Origin of the sequence: Cyanobium sp. N5-Cardenillas (assembly GCF_024345515.1) — a bacterium.
In the GTDB taxonomy this organism is placed as follows: Bacteria; Cyanobacteriota; Cyanobacteriia; order PCC-6307; family Cyanobiaceae; genus Cyanobium.
The window spans coordinates 1-17874 of record NZ_JAGQBG010000033.1; the positions used below are offsets into that span (position 1 = coordinate 1).

A 17874-nucleotide genomic window follows, 5' to 3' on the forward strand; every position below is an offset into this window, starting at 1 on the left:
CATCTCGGCCAGAGGCACTTTGGACTGGACTTTGGACTGTCCGTTGTCGACGGACTGTCCTTCGACCTGACCGCGGCGGGAGGAAAGGTCGCCGATGACCGAACCGAGGTAATCCTCGGGGACTTCGACCTCCACCTTCATCATCGGCTCAAGAAGTACGGGATTGCACTTCTTGACGCCGTCCTTGAAGGCCATGGAACCGGCGATCTTGAACGCCATCTCCGAAGAGTCGACGTCGTGATACGAGCCGTCCACCATGGTGACCCGGACATCGATCATGGGGAAACCGGCAATCACACCGGACTGGCAGGTTTCCTTCATGCCGGCTTCCGCCGGACCGATGTACTCCTTGGGAACGATGCCGCCAACAATCTTGTTGACAAACTCGAACCCTGAACCCGGCTCGCCGGGCTGCATTTCGATCACCACGTGGCCGTACTGGCCCTTGCCTCCCGTCTGGCGGGCGAACTTGCCCTCACCCTTGGCGCTGCCGCGGATGGTTTCCCGGTAGGACACCTGGGGGGCACCGATGTTGGCCTCCACCTTGAACTCCCGCAGCATGCGGTCGACCAGGATCTCCAGGTGCAGTTCGCCCATGCCGGCGATCACGGTCTGGTTGGTTTCCGGATCGGTGGAGACCCGGAAGGTGGGGTCCTCCTCGGAGAGGGACTGCAGGGCCTTGCCGAGTTTCTCCATGTCGCCCTTGGTCTTGGGCTCCACGGCCACGGAGATCACCGGTTCGGGGATGAACAGGGATTCCAGAATGATCGGATCGGAGTCGACGCAGAGGGTGTCACCGGTGGTGGTGTCCTTGAGGCCGAGCACGGCGCCCAGGTCACCGGCCCGCAGTTCGTCCACCTCCTCGCGTTCGTCGGCCTTGAGCAGGATCAGGCGGGAGATGCGCTCCTTCTTGTCCGTGGTGGAGTTGAGCACGTAGCTGCCCTTCTGCAGCACGCCGGTGTACATGCGGACGAAGGTGAGCTTGCCGTAGGGGTCGGCCATGACCTTGAAGGCCAGGGCACTGAAGGGAGCGCTGTCGTCGCAGGCACGGGTGGCTTCGCTGCCGTCGGCCAGGAGGCCGTGGATCGGCGGCACATCGACGGGGGCGGGCAGGTAGTCGACGACCGCATCGAGCACCAGCTGGACGCCCTTGTTCTTGAAGGCGGAGCCGCAGAGGATGGGCACCATGCCGTGATGCAGCACCCCGAGGCGGATGCCACGCATCAGCTGCTCCTGGGTGAGCTCACCGTTCTCGAGGAAGGCTTCGATCAGCTCTTCGTCGGTTTCGGCCACCGACTCCATCAGCTTCTGACGCCACTCCGCAGCCTCCTCCTGCATGTTCGCAGGAATCTCCTCTTCGAGGATGTCGGTGCCGAGGTCGTTGGTGTAGATGATCGCCTTGTTCCGCACCAGGTCGATGATGCCCTTGAGGTCACCCTCGGCACCGATCGGCAGCTGGATCGGCACGGCGTTGGCCTTGAGGCGATCCTTGATCTGGTCGTAGACCTTCAGGAAGTTGGCGCCGGTCCGGTCCATCTTGTTGACGAACACGATCCGGGGCACGTTGTAGCGATCGGCCTGGCGCCAGACGGTTTCCGACTGGGGCTGCACCCCACCGACGGCACAGAACACCGCGACGACCCCGTCGAGCACCCGCATCGAGCGTTCCACCTCGATCGTGAAATCGACGTGGCCAGGGGTGTCAATGATGTTGATCCGGTTGTCCTTCCAACTGGTGGAAATGGCGGCGGCGGTGATGGTGATCCCCCGCTCGCGCTCCTGCTCCATCCAGTCGGTGACGGCGGCGCCATCGTGCACCTCGCCCATCTTGTGGACCACGCCGGAATAAAACAGAATCCGTTCGGTCGTGGTGGTCTTGCCCGCGTCGATGTGAGCGGCGATACCGATATTTCTGACGCGTTCCAGGGGGTAGGCGCGGGCCACGGGAAAGTTCTCCGGGGGTGGGTCGACGAAAAGCGGGCGTAACTTTACAGACCGGCGTTGGCGCGATCTGCAGGAACCGGATCAGCCCAGGGATCCGGCCCCTCTGGGCGGCTCAGTAGCGGTAGTGGGCGAAGGCCTTGTTGGCTTCGGCCATCTTGTGGGTCTCCTCCCGCTTCCGGACGGCACTGCCGGCTTCATTGGCCGCGTCCATCAGCTCACCGGCCAGCTTCTGGGCCATGCTCCGGCCGTTGCGGGCCCGGGAGAAGTTGACCAGCCAGCGCAGCGCCATGGCGGTGCCGCGCTCCTGACGCACTTCCATCGGCACCTGGTAGGTGGCGCCACCGACCCGGCGAGCGCGCACTTCCACCAGGGGAGTGGCGTTGCGGACCGCCGTCTCGAACAGGTCGAGCGGATCGGCGCCGGTGCGCTCGTTGATCAGGGTGAAGGCATCGGACAGGATGCGCTGGGCCGTGGACTTCTTGCCGTGCTTCATCAGCCGGGCCACGATCATCGAGGCCAGGCGGCTGTTGAACTGAGGGTCCGGGAGAACCGGGCGTTTCTCGGCGGCGTTGCGGCGGGACATGGAACGGAGGGAGAAAAAGCAGGTGAGGGCTGGTCCGGCCGCGAAGAGCCGGGGGAACGAAGGCTCAGGCCTTCGGTGTCTTGGCGCCGTACTTGGAGCGGGACTGCCGCCGATCCTTGACACCGGAGGTGTCGAGGGTGCCGCGGATGATGTGGTAGCGGACACCGGGCAGGTCCTTGACGCGGCCGCCGCGGATCAGAACCACCGAGTGCTCCTGAAGGTTGTGACCGATGCCGGGGATGTAGGCCGTCACCTCGAACCCGGAGGTGAGGCGCACACGGGCCACCTTGCGCAGCGCCGAGTTGGGCTTCTTCGGGGTGGAGGTGTACACCCGGGTGCAGACGCCACGCCGCTCGGGGCAGGCGCGCAGGGCGGGCGACTTCGTCTTGCGGGTGAGACGCTGCCGCTCGGTGCGGATCAGCTGCTGAATAGTGGGCATCGAAGGCCGGGGTGCTGCTCGGTGTGGACGGGTCGGTTGTCCGACCGTTTCGACAATCCGACACCTTACTTCGTCGCCGTCCCCCTCAACTCTCGCGGCTGAAGGCGGCCCCGCAGGCACAGCTGCGCACGCCCGGCCCGGGACGCACCAGAAATCCGCCGCCGCTGAGGTCGCCCCGGTAGTCGAGCTGCAGGCCCTGCAGCAGCGGCAGCTGCCCAGCGGGGGAATAGAGGGTGATGCCGTCGGCCCGGGCCACGGGGGTGCCGGCCAGATGGCCCGGGCGCAGCCGGATCGCCCAGGCTTCGCAGGCCCCCTCCAGCAGCTCCAGGTGCATGAGCCCCGGGGTGCCCGCCACGGCCGCCTGGCGGCTCAGCTCGGCGGCGGCGGCGGGGGTGAGACGAAGGCTGTGGCCCCGGGGCACGGTGGAGTGGCGAATGGGTTCAGTTTGCCAGTCGCTAGCTGGTGGGGCTCAGGCCGGTGGCCGCTGCGCCGCCCCCGACCGGCACCAGCCCCAGGCCGTTGTGAACCGAGCCGGCCACCCCCCGGCCCTTGACCCGGTGGCTGCCGCCCATCACCAGGCCCGTGGAACTGCCACCGTCGAGGTTCAGGGCATCGACCAGGCCCAGTTGCTGCAGCAGCCAGGCGGTTTCGGCCAGGGTGGGCCCGGCGCCACCCCCGGCGCCTTCCAGGGTCACCAGCCACAGCAAGGTGCCATCGCTGCCCACCACCGTGCGGGGCGCCCCCTGCCGCAGGAAGGCGGCCCCGAACCCTTCGGCGCTGCCGTTGAGGACGATGCGGCCGTTCTGGAGCAGCAGCGGCCCTCCGCCCATCACGGAGCCGGCGTTGCCCAGGGGGTCGCTGGGGCGGGTCTCCAGGCGCAGCGACTCCCCTTCATTCCAGGGCAGGGCGGCCCCGCCGCGGGCCACCACCAGGGTGTCCTCCGGCCGCAGCAGCACACCCGCCGCCAGCTCCTGGCTGCTGATCCGCCGCTGCACGCGGCCACCGCTCAGCATCACACCCGTTTCCGAGCCGGTCAGGGCCTGGTAGAGACGGCCCCAGTCGGCGGTGTAGCGGCTCAGGCCCCGCTGGGCGTAACCGCTGTTGACGGTCAGGAGCGGCCAGCGCTGGCCCCGGTCATCGCTGATCCATTCGTCCAGCCGCAGGCGCCCGAAGCGGGGCAGGCTGCGGGAATCCCAGCCGATGGCGCCGCGGTTGAGGATCGGCCCGGACAGCCAGCGGCCCTGGTCCCGCAGGGCGCCGAGGGGAAGGCGGCGCACCCGGTTGAAGAAGCCGCCGTTGATCGCCACCAGGGCGTCCTGGCGCTGGGCCAGGGCCGCCAGGGAGCTCAGGCCCGCCATGCCATCGGGCCGGCTGAGGGTCCGAAGTTCCAGCGGCCCGCTGCGGGGATCGATCCGGACGGCGTTGACCAGGACCCTGGTGCCGCCCACGCTGCGCACCTGCTGGTCCCAGCGCAACCGGGGCCCCAGCAGCGCCAGCAGCCGCGGATCGATCGGCGCCGCAGCCTGCGGCGCCGTGCCGACCCTGGCGGGGCCCTGGGGCAGGTCGATGACCACCCGGGCTGGATCCCCCAGGGTGAAGGTGCGCAGGGGGGCGGCGCCTCCCGGCACCGCCAGGGTCAGGTCCGCCCCGTCGGTGCCGCTGCGCAGGCCCCGGGCGGTGAGCTGGGCCAGCTGGTCGGGCCTGCTGAGCAGGGACAGCTGAACGCCGCCCTCGCTGCTGCGCACCAGGGCGGGTCCGTCGAGGTCGAGCACCACCCGCCGGACGCCGGCCTGCTCGGAGCTGCGCACCTGGAGCAGCCGGGGCGCCGGCAGGCGCAGGTCCAGCCGCTCGCCGCGGCGCTCCAGCGCCACGCCCACGTCCTGCAGCAGGGCGGCCACGTCGATGGCCACCTCGTCCGCCAGCGACCGCTGCCCAGCCGGCGGCACCACCAGCTCCCGGCCGAACCATTCCAGCGCCAGAGCGCCATCGGGCCTGGAGCGGCTGCTGAAGCCCAGCTGGCCTTCGAGCACCTCGAGCGGCAGCCACAGGGCCACCGGCCGGCGCGGGTCATCGCCGCTCCAGCGCCAGGCGGCCCGCTGGCTGCGGCCGTTGAGCGTCAGCCCGGTGCCGCCGACCTCCGCCCCGGGGGCCGCCCGCACCGGCCAGGGCCGGCTGGGACGAGGGGCCGGCAGTTCCGGCAGGGCCGGGGGCATCGGCGGCGGGGCCGCCCTGCTGACCTGGGGAGCTCCGATCAGGGCCAGCAGGGCCAGGGTGATCGGGAGAGTCGTGGCCATCGACGACGTCCTGCCTCTTGAGGCAAAATCTTGCCCCTTGAGGCAGAAAGTTAGTCCCATCGCTCCGGGGTGGGGGCGGCTGCCTAGGATCGGTGGCTCGCTGTGTCGTCGCTGACACGGCTGCTGCACGGGTGACACGGCAGCTTCTCGGCAGGCCCCTACTGGCGCCGTCCTTAGGCTTGTTCCCTCCAAGCCCGTTCCAGCTCCGTTTCAGCAGCCCCAACCCGGCCTATGTCCTCCTCCGTCCCCGTCTGGCCCCATCGCGACAGCTCGGCCCCAGGCCCTGGCGAGACGGACGCCTGTGGGGTGGGTTTCCTGGCCCATCTCGACGGGGTGCCCAACCACTGGGTGCTGCAGCAGGCCCTGCGCGGCCTGCGTTGCATGGAGCACCGGGGCGGCTGTGGCGGGGATGGGGATTCCGGTGACGGCGCCGGCCTGCTGACCGCGATTCCCTGGAGCTACCTGGAGGACGTCTGGCCGGCGGCCGCCGCCTCCACGGCGATCGTGCGGGGGCTGGGGATGCTCTTCCTGCCGGCGGATCCCGACCGCCGTGACCTGGCCCGCCGGATCTGCGACGAGGAGGCCGAGCGCCTCGGGCTGCTCAGCCTGGGCTGGCGGCAGGTCCCGGTGGTCCCCGACGTGCTTGGTCCCCTGGCGCGGGAGAACGCTCCGGCCATCGAGCAATGGCTGCTGGCCGCCCCCGATGCGGTGCCCGGCGTCATGGCTGACGTCGACGCCCTCGAATCCCTCCTGTTCCGGCTGCGGCGCCGCGCCGTCGACCGGGTGCGGGAGGTGTGGGGGGCCGACACCACCGACCTCTACTTCGCCTCGATCAGCGCCCGCACCGTTGTCTACAAGGGCATGGTGCGCTCGGAGGTGCTCGACGCCTTCTACGCCGACCTGCGGGACGAACGCTTCAGCGTCGCCTTCGCGGTGTACCACCGCCGCTTCAGCACCAACACCCTGCCCCGCTGGCCCCTGGCCCAGCCGATGCGCCTGCTGGGCCACAACGGCGAGATCAACACCCTGCTGGGCAACATCAACTGGGCCAGGGCCGCCGAATCCCACCTCGAGGCCGTCTGGGGCGATGCCGCCCGGGACCTGCGCCCCCTGGTCAACGCCGCCTTCAGCGATTCGGCCAACCTCGACGCCACCCTCGAACTGATGGTGCGCAGCGGCCGGCCGATCACCGACAGCCTGCTCACCCTGGTCCCGGAGGCCTTCCGCGACCAGCCCGAGCTCGACGAGCGGCCGGCGATCAAGGCCTTCTACGAATACAGCGCCTGCCTGCAGGAGCCCTGGGACGGCCCCGCCCTGCTGGTCTTCAGCGACGGCCGCATGGTGGGGGCCACCCTCGATCGCAACGGCCTGCGGCCGGCCCGGTACTGCATCACCAGCGACGGTTACGTGGTGATGGGCTCGGAAACGGGCGTTGTGGAGCTGGAGGAATCCCGCATCATCGAGAAGGGACGCCTCGGCCCCGGCCAGATGCTGGCCGTCGACCTGGAGCAGCACCGGCTGCTGCGCAACTGGGACGTCAAGGAGGAGACCGCGGCGCGGCTGCCCTACGCCGGCTGGCTGCTCGACCATCGCCGCAGCCTCTCCCCGGGCCCCTGGCAGAACGCTCCCTGGGCGACCTGGAACTCCTGCAGCAGCAGACCGCCTTCGGCTTCACGGCCGAGGACCTGGACCTGGTCATCGAGGACATGGCCGGTCAGGGCAAGGAACCCACCTACTGCATGGGGGATGACATCCCCCTGGCGGTGCTCTCCTCCAAGCCCCACCTCCTTTACGACTACTTCAAGCAGCGCTTTGCCCAGGTCACCAACCCCCCGATCGACCCGCTGCGCGAGAAGCTGGTCATGAGTCTGGAGATGCACCTGGGCCGGCGCGGGTCGGCCCTGCGCCCCGATGCCTCCGGCGCCGCCGTGCTGCACCTCAGCTCCCCGGTGCTCAACGAGGCCGAACTGCTGGAGCTCGGTTCCCAGGGCCTCGGGCTCACCACCCTCTCCACGCTGCTGCCGGTGGCCAACGGCCCTGATGGACTGGAGCAGGCCCTGCACCGCCTCTGCTTCGAGGCGGAGGCGGCCGTGCGCAGCGGCAGCCAGATCCTGGTCCTTTCGGACCGTGCCGAGGGCGGCATCAGCGCCGGCACCACGGCCATTCCTCCCCTGCTGGGGGTCGGCGCGGTGCACCACCACCTGCTGCGTCTCGGCCTGCGCCTGCAGTGCTCCCTGGTGGTGGACACCGCCCAGTGCTGGAGCACGCACCATCTGGCCTGCCTGATCGGCTACGGCGCCAGCGCCGTCTGCCCGTGGCTCACCTGGGAGACCACCCGCCACTGGCTGGTCCACCCCCGCACCCAGTCGATGATCGAGAGGGGCAAACTGCCCGCCCTCGACGCCGACACGGCCCAGGCCAACGTGCGCAAGGCCCTGGAGGAGGGGTTGCGCAAGATCCTCTCCAAGATCGGCATCTCCCTGCTGGCCAGCTACCACGGCGCCCAGATCTTCGAGGCCATCGGCATCGGCGCCGATCTGATCGATCTGGCCTTCACCGGCACCACCAGCCGGGTGGCCGGCCTCAGTCTGCAGGACCTGGCCAGCGAGACCCTGGCCTTCCATGCCAAGGCCTACCCGGAGCTGAACCGCACCAAGCTGGAGTTCATGGGCTTCGTGCAGTACCGCACCGGCGGGGAGTTCCACCTCAACAACCCGGAGATGTCCAAGGCCCTGCATGCCGCCGTGGCGGCGGGCCCGGGCTACGACCACTTCTCCACCTATCGCACCCTGCTCGAGAACCGGCCGGTGACGGCCCTGCGGGACCTGCTCGAGCTGAGGCCGGCCCCGGTGCCCCTGCCGATTGAGCAGGTGGAGAGCGTGGAGAGCATCTGCAGCCGCTTCTGCACCGGCGGCATGAGCCTGGGGGCCCTCTCCCGGGAGGCCCACGAGGTGCTGGCGGTGGCGATGAACCGCATCGGCGGCAAGAGCAACTGCGGCGAGGGCGGTGAGGATCCGGCCCGCTACCACCCCCTCAACGACGTCGACGGCGAGGGCCACTCGCCCACCCTTCCCAGCCTGCGCGGCCTGCGTAACGGCGACAGCGCCTGCTCCGCCATCAAGCAGATCGCCTCCGGCCGCTTCGGCGTCACCCCGGCCTACCTGCGCAGCGGCCGGCAGCTGGAGATCAAGGTGGCCCAGGGCGCCAAGCCCGGCGAGGGCGGCCAGCTGCCGGGCCCCAAGGTGGATGCCTACATCGCCTGGCTGCGCAACAGCAAGCCTGGCGTGGCGTTGATCTCACCGCCGCCGCACCACGACATCTATTCGATCGAGGATCTGGCCCAGTTGATCCACGATCTGCACCAGGTGAATCCCGCCGCCCGGGTCTCGGTGAAGCTGGTGGCCGAGATCGGCATCGGCACGATCGCCGCCGGGGTGGCCAAGGCCAACGCCGACGTGATCCAGATCTCCGGCCACGACGGTGGCACCGGAGCCTCGCCGCTGAGTTCGATCAAGCACGCCGGCAGCCCCTGGGAGCTGGGGCTCACCGAGGTGCACCGCAGCCTGCTGGAGAACGGCCTGCGCGACCGGGTGCTGCTGCGGGCCGACGGCGGCCTCAAGAGCGGCTGGGACGTGCTGATCGCCGCCCTGCTGGGGGCTGAGGAGTACGGCTTCGGCTCGGTGGCCATGATCGCCGAGGGCTGCATCATGGCCCGCGTCTGCCACACCAACAACTGCCCGGTGGGGGTGGCCACCCAGAAGGAAGCCCTGCGCAAGCGCGTCACCGGCCTGCCCGAGCACGTCGTCAACTTCTTCGTCTTCGTGGCCGAGGAGGTGCGCCAACTGCTCAGCGTGCTCGGCGTGGCCCGCCTCGAGGACCTGATCGGCCGCACCGATCTGCTGACTTCCCGCGCCATCGCCCTCACCAAAACCAGCGCCCTGGATCTCTCCTGCCTGCTCGATCCGATCCCCGCCGCCGCCGACCGTGCCTGGCTGCGCCACGACGACGTCGCCCACGACAACGGTCCGGTGCTTGAGGACGCGTTGCTGGCCGATCCGGAGGTGCTCGCGGCCATCGACGCCCACGGCCATGTGGTGCGTCAACTGTCGATCGTCAACACCGACCGCAGCGTGGGCGCCCGCCTGGCTGGCGAGATCGCTGCCCTGCACGGCAACACCGGCTTCCAGGGGGGCCTTTCCCTGACGTTCCATGGCGCCGCCGGCCAGAGCTTCGGTGCCTTCGTGCTCCAGGGCATGGACCTGCGCCTGGTGGGCGAGGCCAACGATTACGTCGGCAAGGGCATCAACGGTGGGCGCATCACCGTGGTGCCTCCGGCCGGTGTCACCGATCCCGGCGACCAGGTGATCCTCGGCAATACCTGTCTGTATGGCGCCACGGGCGGCGAACTGTTCGCCCTCGGCCGGGCCGGTGAACGCTTCGCCGTCCGCAACAGCGGTGCCCGCACCGTGGTGGAGGGGGTCGGCGACCACTGCTGCGAGTACATGACAGGCGGCGTGGTGGTGGTCCTGGGCGGCACCGGCCGCAACGTGGCCGCCGGCATGACCGGCGGGGTGGCCTTCCTGCTCGACGGGAGCGGGGGCCTGGCGGCCCGCCTCAATCCGGAGTCCGTGGAACTGGTGCCTCTCACCACCCCCGAGCAGGAAGCGCTGCTGCGGCCCCTGCTGGAGGCCCATCTGCTGGCCACCGGCAGCACCAGGGCGGCGGCGATCCTGGCCGACTGGCCCACCTGGAAGGGGCGTTTCCAGGTGCTGGTGCCCCCCAGTGAGAAGGCCGCGGTGGGTCTGGCCGCACGGGAAGCTGTGGCGGCCTGAGCGGCCTGCGGTCCAGGCTCAGAAGCCGTCGTAGACCTTCTTGAACGCGGCGAAGGTGTCGTCGTTGTTCATGCCGGCGACGGCGATCGACGCGGCACCCAGCTTTGTGCTGCAGCTGATCGAGAGGGCCATGGGAAGGCTGGCGTGGTCGGCGTACACCGAGCGGCTCTCGCCGGTGCCGAGCACCTGGACATCGTCGGTGAAGCCGTTCTTGCTGGCCACCGTCTTGGCGTTCTCGACGCAGGCCATCAGGTCGTTCACCCCCAGCACCACGTCCGAATAGACGTGCGGCACGGCCAGGGCGGGCTCCCCCGGCGTCAACAGGGCCACTACCAGGCCGAGGGAGGCAAGTTTGCTCATGACCGGACCGGGGGCTGCGACGTCCCAATCCTGCATCGGGATCCGGTTCGGATCAGCGCGGGTGCTCGTGCATCAGGCGTCGCACCTCGCCGGCGTGGTAGCTGCTCCTGGTGAGCGGACTGCTCACTACCTGAAGGAAGCCCAGGTCGGTTTCCCCGTGGCGGCGGAAGTCTTCGAACACCTCTGGGGAGACGAAGCGCTGCACCGGCAGGTGTTTGGGGCCGGGGGAGAGGTACTGGCCGATCGTAACGATGTCGACGGCGTGGGCGCGCAGATCGGCCATCACAGAGCGAACCTCGGCGTCGTTTTCCCCCAGGCCCACCATCAGGCCTGATTTGGTGTAGGTGCGCGGCCAGCCGTCCCGCACCCGGCGCAGCAGTTCCAGCGAGCGCCCATACACCCCCTGCGGCCGCACCTGCCGGTAGAGCCGGGGCACGGTTTCGATGTTGTGGTTCAACACCTCAGGCGCCGCCGCCATCACCACCGCCAGGGCCTCCCAGGTGCCGCAGAGATCCGGCAGCAGCACCTCGATCGTGGTCAGGGGGGCGTTGCGGCGCACGGCCTCGATGCAGGCGACGAACTGGCTGGCCCCGCCATCGGCCAGGTCGTCCCGGTTGACCGAGGTGATCACCACATGGCTCAGGCCCAGGCGCCGCACCGCTTCCCCCAGCCGCTCGGGCTCGGTGGGGTCCAGTGCCCGCACGCTGCGGTCGAAGTCGATGTCGCAGTAGGGGCAGGCCCGGGTGCAGCCCGGCCCCATGATCAGGAAGGTGGCGGTGCCGCCGGCGAAGCACTCGCCGATGTTCGGGCAGCTGGCCTCCTGGCAGACCGTGTTGAGCTTGAGGTCAACCAGCAGGTCCGCCACTGCCCCGATCCGTTCCCGCTGCGGCGCCTTGACCCGCAGCCAGGGCGGCTTGGCAGGGGCGGGCCGGGGGTCGCTGATGGGCACGGGCATCGCTGGGCTGGGCGGACTGTAGGCAGGGCGTCGCCGCGGCCCATCCCCTAAAGTCTGGCCATCGGGATGTGGCGCAGCTTGGTAGCGCACTTCGTTCGGGACGAAGGGGCCGCAGGTTCGAATCCTGTCATCCCGATTTCTTTTCTGCCGGCCCTCAGGCCAGGGCTGCTCCCGGGTAGCCCCGGGGGGTCACCATGCGGCCGTCCTGGACACGGGTGGAGCTGTTGCCCACCAGCACCAGGGTGAGCATGTCCACCTGCTCCTGGGGCAGGGAGCCCAGGGTGTGCAGGCTGAGGGTCTCTTCGGCCCGCCCCAGCTGACGGGCCAGCAGCACCGGCGTGCTGGCCGGCCGGCCCTCCCCCAGCAGTTCGATGGCCCGGCCCAGCTGCCAGGGCCTGCCCAGGGAGCGGGGGTTGTAGAGGGCCACCACGAAATCACCGCTGGCGGCGCCCTTCAGCCGCCGTTCGATCACCTCCCAGGGGGTGAGGCGGTCGCTGAGGCTGATCGTGCAGAAGTCGTGCATCAGCGGCGCGCCGGCCCGGGCGGCGGCCAGCTGCAGGGCCGACAGTCCCGGGTGCACCGTGAAGGCGGGACGGTCGAGGACCGGCAGCTGCAGCCAGAGTTCGAGGGCCAGCCCCGCCATGCCGTAGATGCCGCTGTCTCCTGAGGAGATCAGGGCCACGTCGAGGCCCTGGCGGGCCAGGTCGAGGGCTTCGGCGCAGCGGGCCGTCTCTTCGGTCAGGCGGCCCTCGCGGCGCAGCTGGTCGGGCCGCCTGAGGGGTTCGAGCAGGTCGAGGTAGAGCCCGTAGCCCACCCAGACCGTGGCGGCGGCCAACGCCTGACGGGCCTCGCCCGTGAGCAGGGCTAGGGCGCCCGGACCGCTGCCCACCAACTGCAGACTGCCCCGCTGCGGAGCCCACTGGCGTCCGGCCAGGGCCACCGCCAGGGTGGCGGCCCCCCGCTCCCCGGTCCCGGCGCGCCCGATCCGCTTCTCCACCAGCAGGCGGGCCGGCCCCCCCGCCTGGGACGCCGCCTGGAGAGCGGCGGCCTCGGCCACGCTCGGCGTTGCCATCTCCCTGGCCACCGCCTCGGAGGGATGGGGGACCGTCACTGCCGCCAGGGTGGGGGCGTCGAAGAGCCGCAGGGGCCAGCCCCGCTGTTCCGCCAGGGCCAGCAGAGCTGGCTCATCCCCCTTGCGATCGATGCTGGCCAGGCCGGCCACGGCCTCGGGGGCCAGCCCCTGCTGCGCCAAACCCTCGGTCACGAGGCGTACCAGCACCGCCAGGCTCGTGTCCCGTTCGCAGCCGACACCCAGCCACAGGGTGGGGGGATGCCAGCGGCAGCCGTTGCCGCCGTGGGGGCTGATCACCAGAGCCGCCGGGCCGGCCGTCGGCGTGGTGCCTGTGCCCTCCAGCGTCTGCCAGAGGCTGTTGCCGCCCTCCTGCCGCAGGCCGATCCGGTTGCCGCGGGCCGCCTCGACCATCAGGCCCCGCCAGTCGCCCTCGCCCCGGCGCCAGCCCCAGGCCTGGCCAAAGGCATCCAGGGGCAGCCGGCCATGGGAGGCGCCGGCGCCGGTGAGCACGGCCTCGCCGCCGACCAGGGCGGCGAGCTCCTGGCTGAGCTGATCAGCACCGGCGTGGTGGCCCCCCAGCAGCGGCACCACGAAACGCCCCTGGGGATCCACCACCAGCACGGCGGGATCACTGTCCTTGTCGCTGATCAGGGGGGCGATCAGCCGGGTCACCAGGCCGCAGGCCCCGACGGCCACCACCGCTTCGGCGGTCCCCCAGTGCTCCGCCAGCCAGACGGCCGCCGCCCCATCCTCCGGGCCGCGGACGGTCCGCAGCAGGCCGGCCTGGGCGAGCCGCTCGAGCATCGGCGCGGCCGTCGGCCCGAAGCCGAGGCCGATGATGGCGCGTTGGCTGAGGCTCACGGCGCCACGCTCCCTTCCAGGAGGGGCTCGGCCGCCTCAACAGCGGTTGGGGGCTCCGGTGGATTGGCAAGGACCGCTGTCGAAGGCTCAATCTCGGCCGGGTTCCCGGCCTCCGCCTGGACCTCTTGTCCCAGCTCGGTTGTGGTGTCTTGCTCAGCTCCGGTGAGGGCCTCGGTCGCCACGTCGGACGCAGGTTCCTGCGCCGTCTCCGGTTCTGGCTCTGGTTCGGGCATGGGCTCTGGCTCCAGTGCGGCAGGCGGCGGGGCCTCGCCCAGCAAGACGGCCAGTTCGTCGGGCTGCAGGCGGCCCCCCTGCCAGCGGGGGGGGGCGGCACCGGGCTCCAGGGTCACTTCCGTCACCAGGCTGTTGAACGGTGGGTTGAGGGGCTCGCCCAGGCCGTCGAGCAGGTCGAGCTGGATCGCGTTGCTGCCGCTGCGCCAGCCCCCCAGCCACAGGGGCGTCTGTTGATCGATCAGGAAGCTGTCACCGTTGAGGCTGACCCGCAGCCGCCAGCTGGCGTCACCGCTGCGCAGGTTCTGCAGGGGGGCTTCCAGCAACAGCCAGTCGAGCAGCAGGGGCGTGGCGGCCGCCGTCCCCCGGGGGCTGACGGCGATCAGCTGGGGGCTGCCCGGAGCGGGTTGGCTCAAGGGGTTGGCGGCGACCCTGTGCAGCCGGATCTGGCGCTGGGCCCCGGGGCCCTTCACCGCCTCGCCCCAGGGTCTGGCGGCGTAGACGGTGAGCCGATGGCTGCCCGGCTCCAGCGGCCGCATGGTGGTGCTGGTGGCCGTGAGCGGCAGGGGGGGATCCCCATCCAGCTGCACCACCAGGTGGGGGCCGAGGCCGAGGGGGCCGGCATCCACCAGGGGCCAGTCCTCCACCTGGAGCCGCAGGGTCCAGGGACCGGCCGGCAGCAGGGCGCCGTCGGCGGGGGAGAGGATCTCCAGCCGGGGCCGCCGCCCGTCCAGGGCCCCCTGCAGCTGCTGCACCGCCAGGGGGGGCGCCACCTCCTGCTGGCTGGAACGCCCCACCGCCAGGGGCGTGGCGTCCGCAGCGGGCGTGCGGCGGCCCGGGAGATGGAAGGCCAGGGCGGCCGGCGGCGCCGCGGTGAGCCCCAGCAGCAGAACCATCGTCAGCAGGCCGGCCCAGAGGCAGGACCTCCGGGCGCCTCGCCCTGCGGCTCTTTGCCTCTGACCCCTGTCGCTCACGCGGGCTGCCTCAACCGTGGCGCCATTCTGCTTCGGGGCCCGAACGGGGCAGATCAGCTGTCGAATTGGCCGAGAAATGCGGCAAACGGTTATAGAAACCCACGGATTTTCTGATTGTTACGTTGTTGACAACATGCGGCCAGACCGCTGTCGCAGCCTTGGAACCGCTGGGATTAAACCTTTGTAACTGGCGGCCGATTCGCCTTGTTTTCGACCCCTATACTTCCGCCAGCGGTCCCCTTTCGGGGCCCAAAGCCCCAGTCGTGGCAAGGGATTTCCCCCACCTCGCGACTGGTGCCCATGGTCGGGTCCTCCCGGCCATGGGGCCCACCGATGGGTCCGGGACGGTCGCATGACCAGTCTCCGGCGTCCGTCGAAGGGGTGGACCTCCACCTCGACCCCGTCCCTCGAGGAACGTCTCGATGACCATCAGCCCACCAGAGCGTGGGAACAAGGCGAAGGACATGGTTGACAGGGACACCGTCCCTGCCACCTTCGAACTGTTCGGCAAGCCCGGGCATTTCGATCGCGCCCTCGCCAAAGGTCCCAAAACCACCACCTGGGTTTGGAACCTCCACGCCAACGCTCACGATTTCGACAGCCACACGAGCGATCTTGAAGAGGTCTCCCGGAAGATCTTCAGCGCTCACTTCGGCCATCTGGCCGTCATCTTCATCTGGTTGAGCGGCGCCTTCTATCACGGAGCCCGCTTCTCCAACTACACCGGCTGGCTGGCCGACCCCCTGCACGTCAAGCCCAGTGCTCAGGTGGTCTGGCCGATCTTCGGCCAGGAAATTCTCAATGGCGATGTGGGTGCCGGCTTCCACGGCATCCAGATCACCTCCGGCCTCTTCCACGTGTGGAGAGCCTGGGGTTTCACCAACGAGTTCCAGCTCCTGTGCACCGCCATCGGTGCCCTGGTCATGGCCGGCCTGATGCTCAACGCCGGTGTCTTCCACTACCACAAGGCGGCGCCGAAGCTGGAGTGGTTCCAGAACGTTGAGTCCATGCTCAACCACCACCTGGCCGGCCTGCTCGGGCTCGGGTCCCTGTCCTGGACAGGTCACCTGCTGCACGTGTCGCTGCCCACCACCCAGTTGATGGACGCCATCGACGCCGGCAGCCCGCTGGTGTTGAACGGCAAGACCATCGCTTCGGTGGCCGACATCCCGCTCCCCCACGAGTTTCTCAACCAGGATCTGCTGACCCAGTTGTTCCCCGGCTTCGGCGCGGGGATCTCCGCCTTCTTCACCGGCAACTGGGCCGCCTACAGCGATTTCCTCACCTTCAAGGGTGGTCTGAATCCTGTGACAGGCAGCCTCTGGATGACCGACATCGCCCATCACCACCTGGCGATTGCGGTGCTGTTCATCGTGGCTGGCCACATGTACCGCACCAACTGGGGCATCGGCCACAGCATCAAGGAAATTCTCGAGGGCCAGAAGGGTGATCCCCTGCTGTTCCCCGCGCCCAAAGGTCACGATGGGCTCTACGAATTCCTGACCACCTCCTGGCACGCCCAGCTGGGTCTGAACCTCGCACTCTTGGGTTCGCTCACGATCATCGTGGCGCACCACATGTATGCGATGCCGCCGTATCCCTACATCGGTATTGACTACCCGACCCAGCTGTCGCTGTTCACCCACCACATGTGGATCGGCGGCTTCCTGATCGTCGGAGCCGGTGCCCACTCGGCCATCGCACTCATCCGCGACTACGACCCTGCCAAGAACATCGACAACGTGCTGGATCGGGTGCTCAAAGCCCGTGATGCCCTGATCAGCCACCTCAACTGGGTGTGCATTTTCCTGGGCTTCCACAGCTTCGGCCTCTACATCCACAACGACACCATGAGTGCCCTGGGACGTCCCCAGGACATGTTCAGTGACACCGCGATCCAGCTGAAGCCCGTCTTCGCGCAATGGATCCAGGGCCTGCACGCCGCCGCCGCCGGCACCACCGCTCCCAATGCGCTGGCCGGTGTGAGCGAAGTGTTCAACGGCGCTGTCGTCGCTGTCGGCGGCAAGGTGGCCGCCGCGCCGATCCCCCTGGGAACGGCGGACTTCATGGTCCACCACATCCACGCCTTCACGATCCACGTCACCGTGCTGATCCTGCTGAAGGGCGTGCTCTACGCGCGCAGCTCCCGCCTCGTCCCCGACAAGGCGAACCTGGGCTTCCGCTTCCCCTGCGACGGCCCCGGCCGTGGCGGTACCTGTCAGGTGTCGGCCTGGGACCACGTGTTCCTCGGCCTGTTCTGGATGTACAACTCCCTGTCGATCGTCATTTTCCACTTCAGCTGGAAGATGCAGAGCGACGTGTGGGGCACCGTCAATGCCGACGGCACCGTCCAGCACATCACCAACGGCAACTTCGCCCAGGGCGCCATCACCATCAATGGTTGGCTCCGGGACTTCCTGTGGGCCCAGGCCGCCCAGGTGCTGAACAGCTACGGCTCGTCCTCCAGCGCCTACGGTCTGATGTTCCTGGGTGCCCACTTCGTCTGGGCCTTCAGCCTCATGTTCCTCTTCAGTGGCCGCGGCTACTGGCAGGAGCTGATCGAGTCCATCGTCTGGGCTCACAACAAGCTGAAGGTGGCTCCCGCCATCCAACCGCGGGCGCTTTCCATCACCCAAGGCCGTGCCGTCGGTGTCGCCCACTATCTGCTGGGCGGTATCGCGACAACCTGGGCCTTCTTCCTGTCCCGACTCATCGCGGTCGGCTGACCTCCACCTGACCTTTCCCAATGGCAACGAAATTTCCTTCGTTCAGCCAGGGTCTGGCACAGGACCCGACAACCCGCCGTATCTGGTACGGCATCGCCACGGCTCACGACTTCGAGAGCCATGACGGAATGACGGAGGAGCGGCTTTACCAAAAGCTGTTCTCCACCCACTTCGGTCACCTGGCGATCATCGGCCTCTGGGTTTCGGGCAACCTGTTCCATATCGCCTGGCAGGGCAACTTCGAGCAGTGGGTCGCCGATCCGCTGCATGTACGTCCCATCGCTCACGCGATCTGGGATCCCCACTTCGGCCAAGGCGCCATCGACGCCTTCACCCAGGCGGGCGCTTCCTCCCCGGTGAACATCGCCTATTCCGGTCTGTACCACTGGTGGTACACGATCGGCATGACGACCAACATGGAGCTCTACCAGGGTTCCATCTTCATGCTGATCCTCTCGGCATGGGCCCTGTTCGCCGGCTGGCTCCATCTCCAGCCCAAGTTCCTGCCTTCCCTGGCCTGGTTCAAGAACGCTGAATCGCGGCTCAACCATCACCTGGCTGTGCTGTTCGGCTTCAGTTCCATCGCCTGGACCGGTCACCTGG

The 17874-nt window shown here is 69.1% G+C and carries 10 protein-coding genes, 1 tRNA gene and 2 pseudogenes; 4 read left to right on the forward strand and 9 right to left on the reverse strand.

Translation table 11 applies throughout. From position 1 onward, the window contains the following. The 5 genes from fusA to KBZ04_RS04450 form a co-directional block, all read right to left on the reverse strand. Positions 1-1944, reverse strand: a 1944-nt coding sequence (gene fusA / locus KBZ04_RS04430) for an elongation factor G (RefSeq protein ID WP_254990706.1), incomplete at its 3' end; no start/stop codon positions are given. Between the two features lie 112 nt (positions 1945-2056). Continuing rightward, entirely contained in the window at positions 2057-2527 is a 471-nt protein-coding gene (gene rpsG, locus KBZ04_RS04435) for a 30S ribosomal protein S7 (RefSeq protein ID WP_015109449.1), read from the reverse strand. Positions 2528-2591: 64 nt separating this feature from the next. Then, positions 2592-2966 carry a 30S ribosomal protein S12 gene (gene rpsL, locus KBZ04_RS04440; RefSeq protein WP_015109448.1) on the reverse strand — a complete coding sequence of 125 codons (375 nt, stop codon included), beginning with the start codon at positions 2964-2966 and terminating at the stop codon, positions 2592-2594. Between the two features lie 85 nt (positions 2967-3051). After that, the gene (locus tag KBZ04_RS04445) at positions 3052-3387 is read right to left on the reverse strand and encodes an AIR synthase (RefSeq protein WP_254990707.1); all 336 of its coding nucleotides are present in this window, start codon (positions 3385-3387) and stop codon (positions 3052-3054) included. A 34-nt stretch (positions 3388-3421) separates the two neighbouring features. Then, complete coding sequence (locus KBZ04_RS04450) at positions 3422-5260, reverse strand: phosphodiester glycosidase family protein (protein ID WP_254990708.1); 1839 nt, start codon at positions 5258-5260, stop codon at positions 3422-3424. A gap of 231 nt (positions 5261-5491) precedes the next feature. Between KBZ04_RS04450 and gltB the strand changes: the two are divergent. Next, positions 5492-10092, forward strand: a pseudogene (gene gltB / locus KBZ04_RS04455) (glutamate synthase large subunit). Between the two features lie 18 nt (positions 10093-10110). On the opposite strand, the gene KBZ04_RS04460 reads toward gltB, so the two are convergent. Both KBZ04_RS04460 and lipA read right to left on the reverse strand, forming a co-directional pair. Then, positions 10111-10452, reverse strand: a complete 342-nt coding sequence (locus tag KBZ04_RS04460) for a hypothetical protein (RefSeq protein ID WP_254990709.1) — start codon at positions 10450-10452, stop codon at positions 10111-10113. Positions 10453-10504: 52 nt separating this feature from the next. Then, a complete protein-coding gene (gene lipA / locus KBZ04_RS04465; RefSeq protein WP_254990710.1) occupies positions 10505-11407 on the reverse strand; it encodes a lipoyl synthase in 903 nt (300 codons plus the stop codon). A 62-nt stretch (positions 11408-11469) separates the two neighbouring features. Between lipA and KBZ04_RS04470 the strand changes: the two genes are divergently transcribed. After that, a tRNA-Pro gene (locus KBZ04_RS04470) sits at positions 11470-11543 on the forward strand. Positions 11544-11561: 18 nt separating this feature from the next. Here KBZ04_RS04470 and cobJ read toward each other — a convergent pair. Beyond that, positions 11562-13283: a precorrin-3B C(17)-methyltransferase gene (cobJ, locus tag KBZ04_RS04475; RefSeq protein ID WP_254990714.1), complete on the reverse strand. Its 1722-nt coding sequence runs from the start codon at positions 13281-13283 to the stop codon at positions 11562-11564. A gap of 53 nt (positions 13284-13336) precedes the next feature. Beyond that, positions 13337-14467: a hypothetical protein gene (locus KBZ04_RS04480; RefSeq protein WP_254990711.1), complete on the reverse strand. Its 1131-nt coding sequence runs from the start codon at positions 14465-14467 to the stop codon at positions 13337-13339. 500 nt (positions 14468-14967) lie between these two features. On the opposite strand from KBZ04_RS04480, the gene psaA reads away from it, so the two are divergent. Together psaA and psaB are read left to right on the forward strand one after the other, a co-directional pair. Then, the gene (psaA, locus tag KBZ04_RS04485; RefSeq protein ID WP_254990713.1) at positions 14968-17271 is read left to right on the forward strand and encodes a photosystem I core protein PsaA; all 2304 of its coding nucleotides are present in this window, start codon (positions 14968-14970) and stop codon (positions 17269-17271) included. Positions 17272-17291: 20 nt separating this feature from the next. Continuing rightward, positions 17292-17874, forward strand: a pseudogene (gene psaB / locus KBZ04_RS04490) (photosystem I chlorophyll a apoprotein A2); the annotation flags it as partial.